At 53.3% G+C, this 17,192-nt stretch carries 2 protein-coding genes (both only partly in view); both read left to right on the top strand.

The window, feature by feature from the left end:
- A protein-coding gene (locus ACE1SE_RS08210) for a non-ribosomal peptide synthetase (protein ID WP_374053397.1) crosses the window boundary here: on the top strand, window positions 1–10,921 show its 3' end. 11,888 nt of this gene lie to the left of the window's left edge; only the last 10,921 of its 22,809 coding nucleotides appear in the window; its start codon lies off the left edge, out of view; its stop codon occupies window positions 10,919–10,921.
- Window positions 10,921–17,192, top strand: partial view of a non-ribosomal peptide synthetase gene (locus ACE1SE_RS08205; RefSeq protein ID WP_374053396.1) — the 5' portion only. 409 nt of this gene lie beyond the right edge of the window; only the first 6,272 of its 6,681 coding nucleotides appear in the window; it begins with the start codon at window positions 10,921–10,923; the stop codon falls past the right edge of the window. Before ACE1SE_RS08210 ends, ACE1SE_RS08205 begins: the two co-directional genes overlap by 1 nt.

Raw genomic sequence — 17,192 nt, 5'->3', positions numbered from 1 at the left:
AGCCGACCAGGCCATCAGCCATGTTCTCCTGTCGCCCACTGCACTGGCCGCAATGGATTCCCTGCCCGATACCTTACAAACCTTGCTGGTGGGGGGCGAAGCCTGTCCGTCAACCTTAGTCAAACGCTGGTCACCCGGACGACAAATGCTCAATGCCTATGGGCCGACGGAAACCACGGTCTGTGCTACGCTCTACTCCTGTTCTTGCGCAGAGGATAACTCAGCCGATAATCCGCCACCGATTGGCCGCCCCATAGCCAATACCCAAATCTATATCCTTGATCCCTATTCTCAGCCTGTCCCGCTTGGTGTCATGGGGGAGATCTATATTGCTGGTACAGGAGTCGCCCGTGGTTATCTTAATCGTCCCGAACTTACCACCGAGCGTTTCCTCGTTGATCCGTTCTCTTCCAACCCCAATGCGCGGATGTACAAAACGGGAGATCTCGGGCGTTGGCTCTCCGATGGTAATATTGAATACCTTGGCCGTAATGATTTCCAAATCAAGCTCCGTGGTTTCCGCATTGAATTGGGGGAAATCGAGGCCAAACTCACGCAATGTGACGGGGTACGTGAAGCGGTGGTGATTACCCGCGAAGATGAGCCTAGCCAGAAACGACTGGTCGCCTATCTGCTGCCAGAGGAAAGCGCTGAATTGGTGCCCGCTGAATTGCGCCAGCAACTTGCCCGGCACCTCGCCGACTATATGCTACCCAGTGCCTTTGTCACGTTAGCAACTTTTCCGTTAACGCCAAACGGAAAGCTTGACCATCAGGCGCTGCCTGAACCAGATTCATCTTCTATCGTGATGCGCAGCCATGAATCCCCGACTGGCGAAACAGAAAACACGCTGGGCCAGATCTGGCAAGGGCTATTGGGATTGCAGCAGGTCAGCCGCCACGATCATTTCTTTGAACTCGGTGGCCATTCATTGATGATAGTCAGCCTGATCGAAGAACTGCGTAAGCTGGGTTGGCAACTTGAGATTCGTAGTGTATTCGCAGCCCCCATTCTGGCCGATATGGCCCAGACTCTCCAGCGTGGCACCAATACCTTTATCGTGCCACCCAACCTTATTCCAGAGGACTGCACAGCCATCACCCCCGATATGCTGCCACTGGTTTCCCTCTCTCAATCTGAGATTGATGCCATCGTTGATACCGTTTCTGGCGGAACACGTAATGTGCAGGATATCTATCCATTGTCTCCCTTGCAGGAAGGCATTCTGTTCCATCATCTGTTGCAGGTACAAGGTGACATCTATTTATTGCAAATCATACTTGCCTTCGATACCCGCAAACGTCTTGATGCTTTTCTGGATGCCTTACAGCAAGTTATTGATCGTCATGACATCCTGCGCACGGCGGTTTATTGGCAAGATCTGGCACAGTCGGTACAGGTGGTTTGGCGTCAGGCACCGCTGACGGTCAATGTCTTTACTCCCGCCACGACGGACGACATTCCGGCACAGCTACTGACTCACACTGATCCGCGCCAGCACCGTATTGACCTGACTCAAGCTCCTTTATTTACGGCTGATATTGCCCTTGATCCGGCAAAAAATGAGTGGTTGCTGGCACTGCGTTTCCACCATCTGGTCAGCGACCATATGACACTGGATCTGATTTTTGCTGAGATTACCCAAATATTACGAGGAAATGTGGAAGCTCTACCCACCACGCTACCTTATCGCAACTTTATCGCCCAGATCCTGAATGTACCGAATTCAGTGCATGAGGATTATTTTCGCAAACAGCTCGCCGATATTGATGAACCAACGGCGCCGTTCGGTGTGCTCACGATGCCCAAGAGCACGCCCAAGAGCACGCCAAACGATGCCAAATCTGTATCTGTCGCCAAATCCAGATTTTTACTCGCTCCTGAACTGGCTGAAGCTATTCGTGTTCAATCCCGTCGTTTAGGGATCAGTCCCGGTGTCCTGTTCCATGTGGCCTGGGCGCAGGTATTAGCCCATACCAGTGGCCGCAATGACGTGGTGTTTGGCTCCGTGCTGCTGGGCCGACTACAAGGCGGGGCGGGGATTGACCGCATACTGGGGATGTTTATCAACACTCTTCCCCTGCGTATCTCTCTGGGCGGGCGCACGGTACAGGAAAGTGTGCAGGAAACCTACCAGCATCTGACTGCGTTGCTGGAACATGAGCAGGCCCCGCTGGCGCTGGCACAACGGTGCAGTGGCGTGCCCCAACCCATGCCGCTGTTCAGCACCCTGCTCAATTATCGTCATAGTCAGGCTGACAGGGACGATACCATTGACACTCTGTGGACAGAAATGCGCCTGGTCGCGGCTGAGGAACAGACCAACTATCCCATTACCCTGTCAGTCGATGATTTAGGGGATGACTTCCAGTTGACGGCCCTGACCGTCACCAACATTGCGCCAGAACGCATTAATGCCTATCTGACGACAGCCATCAGCGGTTTAATCGATGCCTTAGTTCATCATCCACAACAAGAAATCCGGGATATCCCCATCTTACCGGCGGCAGAGCGGCAACAATTGCTGGTGGACTTCAATGCCACTCAGGCAGATTTCCCGCAAGACGCATTGATCCATCAACTCGTTGAGGCTCAGGCATTACAACGCCCCCATGCCACAGCTGTGATCTGCGAAAGGCAAACATTGAGCTATGAAGCATTGAACCGGTATGCCAATCGTCTGGCTCATCATTTGATTGCCCTGGGCGTACGCCCGGATGATCGCGTTGCCATCTGTATCGAACGCAGTCTGGAGATGGTGGTCGGCTTACTGGCTATCCTGAAAGCCGGCGGGGCTTATGTCCCGCTCAATCCGGCCTATCCAACTGAACGGCTGGCCTATATGCTCCAGGACGCGGCACCGGTGGTGTTATTAACCCGGTCAGCACAGCTCAACACGCTGCCCGATACCGTGCCGACGGTCTTACTTGATCCTTTATTTGACCACCAGCAGCCAATATGGGCCTCCCAGCCAACGGATAATCCCGACGTACAAGCACAGGGACTGACATCCCGTCATCTGGCCTATGTGATTTACACGTCGGGTTCAACCGGCCAACCCAAAGGAGTGATGGTCGAACATCGCAATGTCGTTAGCCTGATCATCAATAATGGCTTTGCTGATATGGGACCTGACGACTGTATCGCTCATTGCGCCAATGTCTCATTTGACGCCGCCACCTGGGAAGTGTGGGCTGGCCTGGTTCATGGGGCGCGTATTCTGCTCATCCCGGAAAAGATCCTGTTACAACCCACCCTTTTTGGTCAGTGCCTGTCATCGGAAGGGATCAGTGCTCTCTTCCTGACCACGGCTCTGTTTAACCAATATGCAAACCTGATTGGATCAGCCTTATCCGGCTTACGGTATGTTCTTTTTGGTGGGGAACAGGCGGATACCCGTCCGGCTATTCACCTCAGAACCGCATATCCCCCCAAACACTTACTGCATGTCTATGGACCAACGGAAACCACCACGTTTGCCACCGCCTATGAAATCCCGGCCATAACAGACCAAGACGTTGACGGTAAGATCCCTGTTGGTCACCCAATTGCTAATACCCAGATTTATATTCTGGATACCCGGGGGCAACCGGTTCCCGTCGGTGTGGCAGGTGAAATCCATATCGCTGGTGACGGGGTGGCACGCGGCTACCTGAACCGACCTGAACTGACCGCTGAACACTTCCTTGCCGATCCGTTCTCTTCGGAACCCGATGCCCGCATGTACAAAACCGGTGACCTCGGCTGCTGGCGGTCTGATGGCAATATCGACTACCTCGGCCGCAATGATTTTCAGGTCAAGCTACGCGGCTTTCGTATCGAACTGGGGGAAATTGAAGCCAAACTTAGCCAATGTGACGGCGTACGTGAAGCGGTGGTGCTGGCCCGCGAAGATGCGCCAGGGCAGAAACGGCTGGTCGCTTACCTGCTGCCGCAGAAGGGAGCTGAGCTGGTGCCGGCTGAATTGCGCCGGCAGCTTGCCCGGCATCTGGCGGACTATATGCTGCCAGGTGCCTTTATCACGCTGGATGCTTTCCCGCTCACGCCTAACGGCAAACTGGATCGGCGGGCTCTCCCTGCACCAGATTTAGCATCCGTGGTGGTCAGGGACTATGCTGCTCCCGTGGGTGAAACAGAAATAGCCCTGGCCGAAATTTGGCAAAACCTGCTCGGTTTGGAACATGTGGGTCGTTACGATCATTTCTTCGAACTCGGGGGGCATTCCCTGCTGGCTGTCCAACTGGCGGCCCGCATTCGTCAACAACTGGCCCGCGAGTTGCCGTTACAGCAACTCTTTGACCAGCCGTTGTTGATCGATCTGGCCCTCGCACTGACGGATACGGCAATAATCTCTCAGGTAAACATTCCCGTGGCTGACCGCAGCCAGCCATTGCCTCTGTCCTTTGCCCAGCAGCGCTTATGGTTCCTCGCTCAGCTCGATCCGGCGGCCAGCTTGGCTTATCATATTCCCATGGCGTTGCGCCTGACCGGTCAGCTTCATCGCCCAGCCCTGACCCGTGCCCTTGACCATCTGGTCGCCCGCCATGAAAGCCTGCGTACCCGCTTTGTGCTGGTTTCCGGTCAGCCCTGTCAACATATCGAGCCGGCTGATATCGGTTTTGCCCTGTCTTACCAAGATCTGCGTCCATTAACGCCGGACGCCCGTAGCAACCATATTACGGAATTAACGGATCGCGAAGCACAGACGCCGTTTGATTTTATTCAAGGCCCGCTGCTCCGAGGTCACCTGCTGCAATTGACCAATGATGAGCAGCTCCTGCTGCTCACCCAGCATCATATTATCTCTGATGGCTGGTCCATCGGCATATTGCTTCATGAACTCAGTACCCTTTACTGCGCCATCCTTGACGGTCAAGACGTTCCCTTACCGCCGTTGCCGGTTCAGTATGCTGACTATGCAGTCTGGCAGCGTGGCGAGCTACAAGAAGCCACTCTCACGGCCCAACGTGATTTCTGGTATGTCCGGCTGGCCGGCGCACCGGCCTTACTGACACTGCCCACCGACCGCCCCCGCCCTGCGGTACAATCCTATGTGGGCAGCCGAATACCCGTCCACATTGATGCAGCATTACTGGCTTCGCTTAAAGAACTGGGACAGCGCCATAACACCACCCTGTTTATGACGGTACTCAGTGCCTGGAGCATCGTCCTCACCCGACTCAGTGGACAGGAGGATATTATCATCGGTACGCCGGTGGCTAATCGCCCGCATCATGAGCTGGAAGGATTAATCGGATTTTTCGTCAATACGCTGGCTTTGCGTATCACACTGGATGATTCTATCTGTGTCGCTGATTTACTCGCTCAGGTGCGGGAACACGCTTTCGCGGCCTACGCCCATCAGGATCTGCCCTTTGAACAGGTGGTGGAAGCCCTCCAGCCCGAACGCAGCCTGAGTTACAGCCCAATCTTTCAGGTGATGCTGGCCTTAAACAACACGCCCCAACACTTATCACTTCAGGAGCCGACGTTACCTGATCTCCAGCTCTCTCTCGTTGAGCAGACACACCATAGTGCACACTTTGATTTAACCTTATCCCTGACCGAAACCGAAGCCGGCCTGACCGGTGAGTTAGCTTATGCCGTGGATTTATTCGATGCCACCACGATTGAGCGGATGGTCGGTTATCTGGCAAATGTCCTGACCGCAATGGTGACGGATGAAACCCAGCGGATTGTCACTCTGCCCATGCTGTCGGCATCGGAGCGACAGCAACTACTGACCGGCTTCAATGCCACCCGGATGGATTTCCCACAAGCAACACTGATCCATTCGCTGTTTGAAGCACAGGCCGCACAGCATTCTGAGGCTATCGCTGCCGTATTTGGGGAGCAAACGATCAGCTATGGTGAATTAAATCGCCGTGCCAATCAGTTAGCGCATTATCTGATCAGGTTGGGAGTACGCCCGGACGATCGGATCGCGATTTGTGTCGAACGCAGTCTGGAAATGGTGGTCGGCTTACTGGCAATTCTCAAGGCAGGTGGTGCCTATGTGCCGCTCGATCCGGTCTATCCCGCCGAACGTCTGGCCTATATGCTGGAAGATGCCGCTCCGGTGGCTTTACTGACCCAAACCACATTATGCGACAAACTGAACAGCCCCTTGCCTGTGGTTTTGCTGGACAACCCTGAACCAAGTCTGGCAATACAACCGACTGATAATCCAAACGTTCAGGCGCTGGGCCTGACATCCCATCATCTGGCCTATGTGATTTACACATCGGGATCAACCGGAACACCGAAAGGTGTCATGGTTGAGCACGCTAATGTCACCCGCCTGTTAGCTGCCACACAAGCCCGTTTTCAGTTTGATGATCAGGATGTCTGGACGCTGTTCCACTCGTTTGCTTTCGATTTCTCCGTCTGGGAATTGTGGGGAGCGTTGGCTTACGGCGGTCGGCTGATCATTATCTCAGCAGAATGTGCCCGTTCACCGCAGCTATTCTATTCGTTATTGTGCCGTGAACACGTCACAATATTGAACCAAACCCCCAGTGCTTTCCGTCAATTAATTCCAGCTCAGGACGCGACTGCACATACGCTGCGGTGCATTATTTTTGGCGGCGAAGCCCTGGAATTGCATACCCTCGCTCCGTGGGTGGAGCGCAACCCGACGACACAAACCCGTCTGGTCAATATGTATGGCATCACCGAAATTACCGTTCATGCCACCTATCGGGAGCTCATGGAAGCCGATATCCACTCAGGACGGGGCAGTTTGATTGGTCAGCCGCTGGCAGATCTGCGGATCTATATTCTCGACACCTACGGCCACCCCGTACCGCCTGGCGTGGCGGGCGAAATCTATATCGCCGGAGCCGGAGTTGCCCGGGGCTACCTGAACCGTTCTGAACTAACGGCCGAGCGTTTCCTGACCGATCCGTTCTCTTCGGAACCCGATGCCCGCCTGTACAAGACCGGTGACCTCGGCCGCTGGCTGCCTGATGGCAATATCGAATACCTCGGCCGCAATGATTTTCAGGTCAAACTGCGCGGCTTTCGTATCGAACTGGGGGAAATTGAAGCCCAGCTCACCCTGTGTGACGGGGTACGGGAGGCGGTGGTGCTGGCCCGCGAAGATGAACCCGATCAGAAACGGCTGGTCGCCTACTTACTACCACAGGCGGGGATTGAACTGGTACCCGCTGAGCTACGCCAGCAGCTTGCCCAGCATCTGGCTGACTATATGCTGCCCAGCGCCTTTGTCACCCTAGACACTTTCCCGCTGACGCCCAATGGCAAACTTAACCGTCAGGCTCTGCCGGCCCCAGATTTATCCGCAGTGGTCACGCGCAGCTATGAAACTCCCGTCGGTGAGACAGAAATCGCCTTGGCTCAAATCTGGCAAAAACTTTTAGGATTGAAACAGATCAGTCGCCATGACCACTTCTTTGAACTCGGCGGCCATTCGCTGATGATTGTCAGTCTGATCGAAGAACTACGTAATTTGGGCTGGCAGCTCGACGTACGCAGCGTGTTTGTCGCGCCGGTCCTGATTGCGATGGCTCAGGCTATCCAGCGTGAGGTCAGTACCTTTGTCATACCCCCCAGCCGAATCCCCGAAGACTGTATGGCTATCACCCCCGATATGCTGCCTCTGGTTTCTCTCTCCCGGGCTGAAATTGATACCCTCGTTGAAAAGATCCCAGGCGGTGCCAGTCAGGTACAGGATATCTATCCGCTGGCGCCGTTACAGGAAGGTATTCTGTTCCATCATCTGTTACAGACACAGGGGGATAATTATCTGCTGCAAAGCTTGCTCGCGTTCGATACCCGTGAACGTCTCAATGCCTTTTTAACCGCACTGCAACAGGTCATTGACCGCCATGATATTCTGCGTACCGCCGTCTACTGGCAAGAGCTGATCCAACCGGTGCAGGTAGTTTGGCGTCAGGCACCGCTGGCAGTTAATGTTTTCAATCCCATCACGGCTGACGACGACGTGGTTGCTCAACTCAGGAGTCATACCGATCCACGCAGGCACCGTATCGATCTGAATCGCGCTCCGCTGTTTACCGCCGATATTGCTCCTAATCCGGCACAAAATGAGTGGTTGCTGGCGCTGCGTTTCCATCATCTGGTCAGCGACCACCTGACACTGGAGCTGATTTTTGCGGAAATTGCGCTTATCTTGCAGGGCAAAACAGAAAGGCTGCCAGCAGTATTGCCTTACCGCAACTTTATCGCCCAAATTCTGGCTACCCCGACCGCTGATCATGAGGCTTATTTCCATACCCAACTGGCGGATATTAATGAACCCACCGCACCCTTTGGTGTACTCAAGGTTCACCCTGACAACGACCGCGTAACTGAGGCTCGCCTCCCTGTCGCCTCCGATCTGGCCAACGCCATCCGTACTCAGGCGCGTCGTTTCGGGGTCAGTCCGGGTGTCCTGTTCCATGTCGCCTGGGCACAGGTGCTGGCACAGACCAGCGGCCGTGATGATGTGATATTTGGCTCCGTGCTATTGGGCCGGCTGCAAGGCGGAGCAGGGGCCGATCGAGTATTGGGTATGTTCATCAATACGTTACCAATGCGAGTTTCTCTGACTAATTACACTGTTCAGGAAGTCGTACGGAACACCCACCACAGTTTAATGATGTTACTGGAACACGAACAGGCTCCATTGGCACTGGCACAACGTTGCAGCGGTATGCCGCAGTCGATACCGTTGTTTAGTACTTTATTGAATTATCGTCATGGTCAATCGGGTGAAACAGGATCAGTTGATACCATTTGGGCAGGTATACGTACTTTAGCCGCCGAGGAACGTACTAACTACCCTGTCACCCTGTCAGTGGATGATTTAGGTGTCAATTTCCAGCTAATCGCCCAAACAGTAGCCGATATCGACCCAACCCGCATAACCAACTATCTGGTCACCGCCATCAGCGGCTTAATTGATGCTTTGGTTCATGATCCACAACGGTTGGTTCAAAACATATCAATCCTGCCCGCCACAGAGCGCCAGCAACTATTGGTAGATGTCAACGCTACGCAAACGGATTTTCCGCAAGACAAGCTGATCCATCAATTATTCGAAGCCCAAGTGGCACACCGTCCCGATACCATCGCTGTCGTATTTGAAGAACAAACGCTCAGTTATGGTGAACTCAACTGCCGTGCCAATCAGTTGGCTCACCATCTGATTTCATTGGGAGTACAGCCGGACGATCGGGTCGCAATCTGTATCGAACGTAGTCTGGATCTCATCGTAAGCCTGCTTGCTATCCTCAAAGCTGGCGGGGCTTATGTACCGCTCGATCCCACCTATCCGACCGAACGGCTGGTTTATATGCTTGAAGATTCAAAACCCGTGGCCTTGTTGACTCAGACAACACAAGCCGACAGGCTGTCCAGTTTTGTGCCTATGTCCATGTCGATAGTGATACCCGACGCCCAGAAATCACTTCTGGAGGAGCAACCAACCCATAACCCAGATATACAGGCTCTGGGATTGATGTCACACCATCTGGCCTACGTGCTCTATACCTCCGGTTCTACCGGACTGCCCAAAGGCGTGATGGTCGAGCACCGCAATGTGCTTCGCTTGATTATCAATAATGGCTTTACTGACATCGGTCCCGACGACTGTATCGCCCATTGTGCCAATATTGCTTTTGACGCATCGACCTGGGAAATCTGGTCTGCCCTGCTCAACGGGGCACGCCTGCATGTGATTTCACAATCTGTTCTGCTTAATCCGGCGCATTTCTGCAATTCACTGATTAAGGGGAAAATCAGTGCCCTTTGGTTGACTGTCGGCTTGTTCAACGAATATCTCAATAGCCTTAAGCCCCTGTTTGGGCAATTGCGCTACCTGCTTGTCGGCGGTGATGTGCTTGATCCGAGAAAGATACAACAGGTGCAATTGTCTGGGTTCCAGCCAGCACACCTGATGAATGGATATGGCCCAACGGAAACCACCACGTTTGCAGCAACTTATGCGATTACTTCACCAGTTGATGTAACCCGCTCTGTTCCTGTCGGTCGCCCGATTGCCAATACCCAGATTTATATTCTGGATGTGCAGGGTCAACCTGTTCCTTACGGTGTAGCAGGGGAAATTTATATTGCCGGTGCCGGAGTGGCCCGCGGTTACCTTAATCGTCCTGAACTCACTGCCGAACGCTTCCTCATTAATCCGTTCTCCTCAGATCCAGAGGAACGCATGTACAAAACCGGTGACCTTGGTCGCTGGCTGCCCGATGGCAATATCGAATACCTCGGCCGCAATGATTTTCAGGTCAAACTGCGCGGCTTTCGTATCGAACCGGGGGAAATTGAAGCCCGGCTCACCCAGTGTGACGGGGTACGGGAGGCGGTGGTGCTGGCGCGCGAAGACGAACCCGGCCAGAAGCGGCTGGTCGCTTACCTATTACCGCAGGAAGGGGTTGAATTGATGCCTGCGGAGCTGCGCCAGCAACTGGCACGGCACCTCGCTGACTATATGTTGCCCGGTGCCTTTGTCATGCTGGCATCCTTCCCCCTGACCCCCAATGGCAAACTTGACCGTCAGGCTCTGCCTGCGCCGGATCTGGCTGCCGTAGTGACCCAGAGTTATGAACCGCCACAAGGCAGAATAGAAACCGCGTTGGCGCAAATCTGGCAAGACTTATTAGGACTGGAACGTATCAGTCGCCATGACCACTTCTTTGAACTCGGCGGCCACTCGCTGATGATCGTCAGACTGATAACCCGCATACAAAACAAATTCCGGGTCAATATCCCTCTGACCTCGTTATTCACTTCGCCCACATTGATAGAGCAGTCCACTGTTATTCTCTCAGCTCAAATGAATGCGGTCGGGGAAAACGAGCTTGAGTCAATTCAAAACGATCTTGACTCACTGTCGGCAGAAGAATTGATGGCAATTTTAGGCGGGGACAGTAAATAATGACAAGGCTCAATATGAATATCAATGAGTTAAAACGTGCAGTGTTGGAGAAAAGACTTGAAGAACAACTGAAAACCCGTGGGGATCAACAGCAACCGGCATTCATCAAACCCGCGGACAGACATCAGCCTCTGCCTCTTTCTTTTGCCCAGCAGCGGCTATGGTTTATCAGCCAGCTCGATCCGGCGGCCAGCCAGGCTTATCATTTGCCGGTGACATTACGCCTCACTGGTCAACTCGACTACCATGCGCTGAAAACATCACTTGACCGCCTGATTGCCCGCCATGAAAGTCTGCGTACTCGTTTTGTCCTGATCGAAGGCCAACCCTGCCAGCATATCGATCCGGCTGATATCGGTTTTGCCCTGTCCTGCCACGACCTGCGCCCGCTCGATCCCACCTTGCATACCCAGCGTGTTGCCGAACTCGCCGATATCGAGGCGCAAGCGCCCTTTGATTTTGCTCAGGGGCCGTTAATCCGTGGTCAATTGCTGCAACTGGCAGACGACGAGCATGTGCTGTTGCTGACCCTACATCACATTATCACTGACGGCTGGTCCGTCGGTGTGCTGGTGCAAGAACTGGGCACCTTTTACCGTGTGGCTCTTGACGGTCATCATGATGATCCTTTGCCCCCCTTGCCAATTCAATATGCGGATTATGCGGTCTGGCAACAGGAGCAGCTACAAGGCACGGCTTTCACTGCACAACGGGACTTCTGGTGTGCCCAGCTTGCTGACGCGCCCGCCTTACTCTCTCTGCCCACCGACCGTCCACGCCCGTCGGTACAAACCTATGCGGGTAACCGCGTGCCTGTGTACGTTGATGCGGATTTATTGGCTTCACTTAAAGTGCTTGGACGACGTCACAACACCACGTTGTTTATGACAGTACTCAGTGCCTGGAGTCTTGTACTAGCCCGGCTCAGTGGACAGAATGATATCGTTATCGGCACCCCTGTTGCTAACCGCCCACAGCATGAACTGGAAGGGCTGATGGGTTTCTTTGTGAATACGCTGGCTTTGCGCGTTACCTTCCATGATGAATTCAATGTGGTCGATCTGCTTGCTCAGGTTCGGGAACGGGCACTGGCCGCCTATGCCCATCAGGATCTGCCCTTCGAGCAGGTGGTGGAAGCGCTCCAGCCCGAACGCAGTTTAAGTTACAATCCCCTCTTTCAGGTGATGCTGGCCTTAAACAACACCCCAGCCCAAGCGTTGGCGTTACCGGGTTTGCAACTGATGACGCTGGCTCAGGATCATCGTCATGCTCATTTTGACTTAACCTTATCACTGAGTGAAACCGAGACTGGCCTGATCGGTGAATTGGAATACGCCACCGATTTATTCGACACCGCCACCGTTGAACGGATGGTGGGCTATTTAACCCATGTGCTGATTGCCATGGTGACGGATGAAACCCAGCGGATTATCACTTTACCCATGCTGCCCACATCAGAACGGCAACAACTGCTGGTGGACTTCAATGCCACTCAGGCAGATTTCCCGCAAGACGCGTTGATACACCAACTATTTGAAGCGCAGGCAGCACAGCATCCCGATACCCTTGCTGTCGTCTGTGAAGATCAAATCCTGAGCTACGGTGAATTAAACCAGCGCGCTAATCGGCTGGCCCACTATCTGATTACGTTAGGCGTGCGTCCGGATGATCGGGTAGCGATTTGTGCTGAACGCAGTCTGGACACCATCGTGGGTTTACTCGGTATTCTTAAGGCCGGTGGGGCCTATGTCCCGCTCGATCCAACCTACCCCGCCGAACGGCTGGCCTATATGCTGGAAAATGCCACCCCGATGGTATTACTGACCCAGACAGCACAATTCGACAGGCTGCGCGACAGCGTCCCTGCAACGGTGCCTGTCATCGTGCCTGATGCCCAGAAAGCGTTACTGGAAATACAACCGACTCATAATCCGCAAGCCCATACATTGGGGCTAACCTCACGCCATCTGGCTTATGTGATTTATACCTCCGGCTCAACAGGTCAACCCAAAGGCGTGATGGTCGAGCATCGCAATGTCCTTCGCCTTATCGTTAATAGTGGCTTTGCGGATATTGCTCCGAATGACTGTGTTGCCCAGTGTGCCAATATCGCTTTTGATGCCTCGACCTGGGAAATCTGGTCTGCCCTGCTCAACGGGGCACGCCTGCATGTCGTTCCGCAATCCGTGCTGCTCGATCCAGTACGTTTTTGCGATTCATTGATCAAGGGACGCGTCACCGCTCTCTGGTTAACGGTGGGTTTGTTCAACGAATATCTCGATAGCCTCAAATCCCTGTTTGGACAATTACGTTACCTGCTTACCGGTGGCGATGTGCTCGACCCGAGGAAGATACAACAGGTGCAATTGGCTGCGACACAACCCGTACACTTGATTAACGGATATGGCCCAACGGAAACCACGACATTTGCTACCACCTACAAGATTACGGCTCCCATTGATATAACCCGTTCTATTCCTATCGGCCGTCCGATTGCCAATACCCGAATTTATATTCTGGATACACTGGGTCAGCCCGTTCCCGTCGGTGTGGCGGGGGAAATTTATATCGGCGGTATTGGTGTCGCCCGTGGCTATCTGAATCGCCCTGAACTGACCACCGAGCGCTTTTTTGCTGATCCGTTCGCACTGGAACCCGACGCTCGTATGTACAAGACCGGCGACCTTGCCCGCTGGCTGCCCGATGGCAATATTGAATACCTTGGCCGCAATGACTTTCAGGTCAAGTTGCGGGGCTTCCGTATTGAACTGAGGGAAATAGAAATCCAGCTCAGACAATGTCACGGCGTGCGTGAAGCCGTGGTACTGGCCCGCGAAGATGAGCCTGGCCAGAAGCGTCTGGTGGCCTATTTGTTGCCCCAGACGGGTATCGAATTGGTGCCCTCTGACCTGCGTCATCAGCTTAGCCAATATCTCACTGCATATATGTTGCCCAATGCCTTTGTGATATTAGACGCTTTCCCGCTTACCCCTAACGGTAAACTCGATCGTCAGGCTCTGCCAGCCCCGGATTTATCGGCAGTTGTGGCCCGCAGCTATGCCGCGCCCGTCGGTGAGCGAGAAATCGCCCTGATACAGATTTGGCAAAAACTTCTGGGGGTGAAACAAATCGGCCGTCATGACCATTTCTTTGAACTTGGCGGTCATTCATTGATGATTGTCAGCCTGATCGAAGAGCTGCGTGGTCTCGGCTGGAAACTCGAGGTTCGCAGTGTGTTCGCCTCACCCGTCCTCGCTGATATGGCTCAGGCCATCCAGCATGACACCAAGGCTTTCGTGGTGCCACCCAACCTTATTCCGGAGGGCTGCACGGCCATTACCCCTGATATGTTACCACTGGTTTCGCTTTCCCAATCTGAGATTGATGCCATCGTTGATACCGTTTCCGGCGGAGCAAGTAATATACAGGATATCTATCCATTGGCACCGTTGCAGGAAGGTATTTTGTTCCATTACCGAATGCAGGCACAAGGTGACACCTATCTGTTGCAGAGCTTGTTCGCGTTCAATTCTCGTGATCATCTCGACAGCTTTCTGGCTGCCTTGCAACAGGTTATCAACCGCCATGATATCCTGCGTACAGCGGTTTATTGGCAAGGGTTGGCACAGCCGGTTCAGGTAGTTTGGCGTCAGGCACAACTGGATATCAAGGTTTTTACCCCAACTTCTATGCCAAATGGTGTGGAAAGCGACATTTCAGCACAGTTACAGGCTTACACTGATCCACGCCAGCACCGTATCAATTTGAACCGTGCCCCCCTCTTTGCCACTGATGTTGCCCATGATCCGCTACAGGATGAATGGCTGCTAGCCTTGCGTTTCCATCATCTGGTCAGCGACCATATGACACTGGATCTGATTTTTGCTGAAATAGCACTAATATTGCAAGGACAGCAAACACTGCCTACGGCACTGCCCTATCGCAACTTTATCGCCCAAACCCTGAACGTACCAGCCACAAAACATGAAGCCTATTTTCATGCCCAACTCGCCGATATTGATGCCCCGACGGCACCATTTGGTGTGCTGTCGATACCGGATAACCAAACATTAAGCGAGGGTAACGCCATCACCGAAGCCCGCCTGCCCCTTGCCCCTGAGCTGGCGGAAGCTATTCGCCATCAGGCCCGGCGCTTAGGGATCAGCCCAAGTATCCTGTTTCATGTCGCGTGGGCGCAGGTATTGGCTCATACCAGTGGTCGTGACGATGTCGTTTTTGGTTCCGTACTATTAGGTCGTCTGCAAAGCGGTGCGGGTGCCGACCAAATATTGGGCATGTTTATCAATACCCTGCCAGTGCGTGTCTCTCTGGCTGATCGCAATGTGCAAGCAGTGGTACAAGCCACCTACGAAAACTTGATGATGCTACTGGAACATGAACAAGCACCATTGGCACTGGCACAAAGTTGTAGTGGTGTTACGCAACCCATGCCGCTGTTCAGTTCCCTGCTTAATTACCGTCATTCCCAAGCCAATGAAACGAATTCGGTTAATATCTGGTCAGATATGCGCGTCATCGCAACACAGGAACGAACCAACTATCCCATTACGCTATCAGTTGATGATTTAGGTGTTGGTTTTCACCTGACTACCCACACTGTGGCTGATATCGATCCTGTTCGTGTAATCCATTACCTGCTGACAGCCATTAGTGGCCTGATCGATGCTTTGATACATAATCCGCAACAAATGATTTTGGCCGTGCCAATCTTACCGGCGACCGAGCGGCAACAAGTGCTGGCAGATTTTAATGACAGCCAAACAGATTTCCCACAAGGTGCGCTAATCCACCAACTATTTGAAGCACAGGCTGAACAGCATGCTGATACCATCGCTGTCGTCTGTGAAAACCAGACACTGAGCTATGGTGAACTGAACCGACGTGCCAATCGTCTGGCCCACCACTTGATTGCATTGGGCGTGCGGCCGGATGATCGGGTGGCAATTTGTGCCGAACGCAGTCTGGACACCATTGTGGGATTACTCGGCATCCTCAAGGCTGGCGGAGCTTATGTCCCGCTCGATCCCGCTTATCCAACGGAACGGCTGACCTATATGCTCGAAGATGCTACTCCGGTGGTATTAGTGACCCAGACAGCACAGCTGGGCAGACTGCACAGCAGCGTACCTGTAATAGTGCCTATAGTCGTGCTGGATGCCCAGAAAACGTTACTAGAGGAACAACCAACTCATAACCCTAATCCACAAGCACTGTACCTGACATCACAAAATTTGGCCTATGTGATCTACACCTCTGGCTCTACCGGGCAACCCAAAGGGGTGATGGTCGAGCACCGCAGTGTTAATCGGCTGGTTATCAATCCTGATTATGCTGATATCGGAGTCTGCGACTGCGTTGCCCATTGTGCCAATATTGCTTTTGATGCTTCGACCTGGGAAATCTGGTCTGCCCTGCTCAACGGGGCGCGCCTGCATGTGGTTCCGCAATCCGTGCTGCTCGATCCAGTACGTTTCTGCGATTCATTGATCAAGGGACACGTCACCGCTCTCTGGTTAACGGTGGGCTTGTTCAACGAATATCTCGATAGCCTTAAGCCCTTGTTTGGGCAGTTACGTTACCTGCTTACCGGTGGCGATGTACTCGACCCGAGGAAGATACAACAGGTGCAATTGGCTGCGACACAACCCGTACACTTGATTAACGGATATGGTCCAACAGAAACCACCACATTTGCCACCACCTACGAGATTACTTCCCCCGTGGATGTAACCCATTCCATTCCTATTGGCCGCCCGATTGCTAATACCCAAGTTTATATTCTGGATGCTCGTGGTCAACCCGTTCCTCTTGGTGTTGCCGGAGAAATTCATATCGCTGGTGTCGGTGTTGCCCGTGGCTATCTGAATCGTCCTGAACTCACCGCCGAACGCTTCCTGACCGATCCATTCTCCCGACATCCCAATGCCCGTATGTACAAAACCGGCGACCTCGGTCGTTGGCTGCCCGATGGTAATATCGAATATCTCGGCCGCCATGATTTCCAGATCAAATTGCGTGGTTTCCGCATTGAATTAGGGGAAATCGAGGCTCAATTGATGCAATGCCAAGGGGTGCGCGAAGCGGTAGTTATTGCCCGTGAAGATGAGTCGGCTCAGAAACGACTGGTTGCCTATCTGCGGCCTCTGGATGGTGCTGAACTGGTGCCGGCGGCATTGCGCCAGAAACTCTCCCAACATCTGGCCGACTATATGTTACCCAGCGCCTTTGTGATATTGGAATTTTTTCCGTT

The sequence above is a fragment of the Xenorhabdus taiwanensis genome, assembly GCF_036512875.1.
GTDB lineage: Bacteria > Pseudomonadota > Gammaproteobacteria > Enterobacterales > Enterobacteriaceae > Xenorhabdus > Xenorhabdus taiwanensis.
The sequence above is the reverse complement of the archived record's forward strand: the minus strand, read 5'-3'. Positions and strand labels throughout refer to the sequence as shown.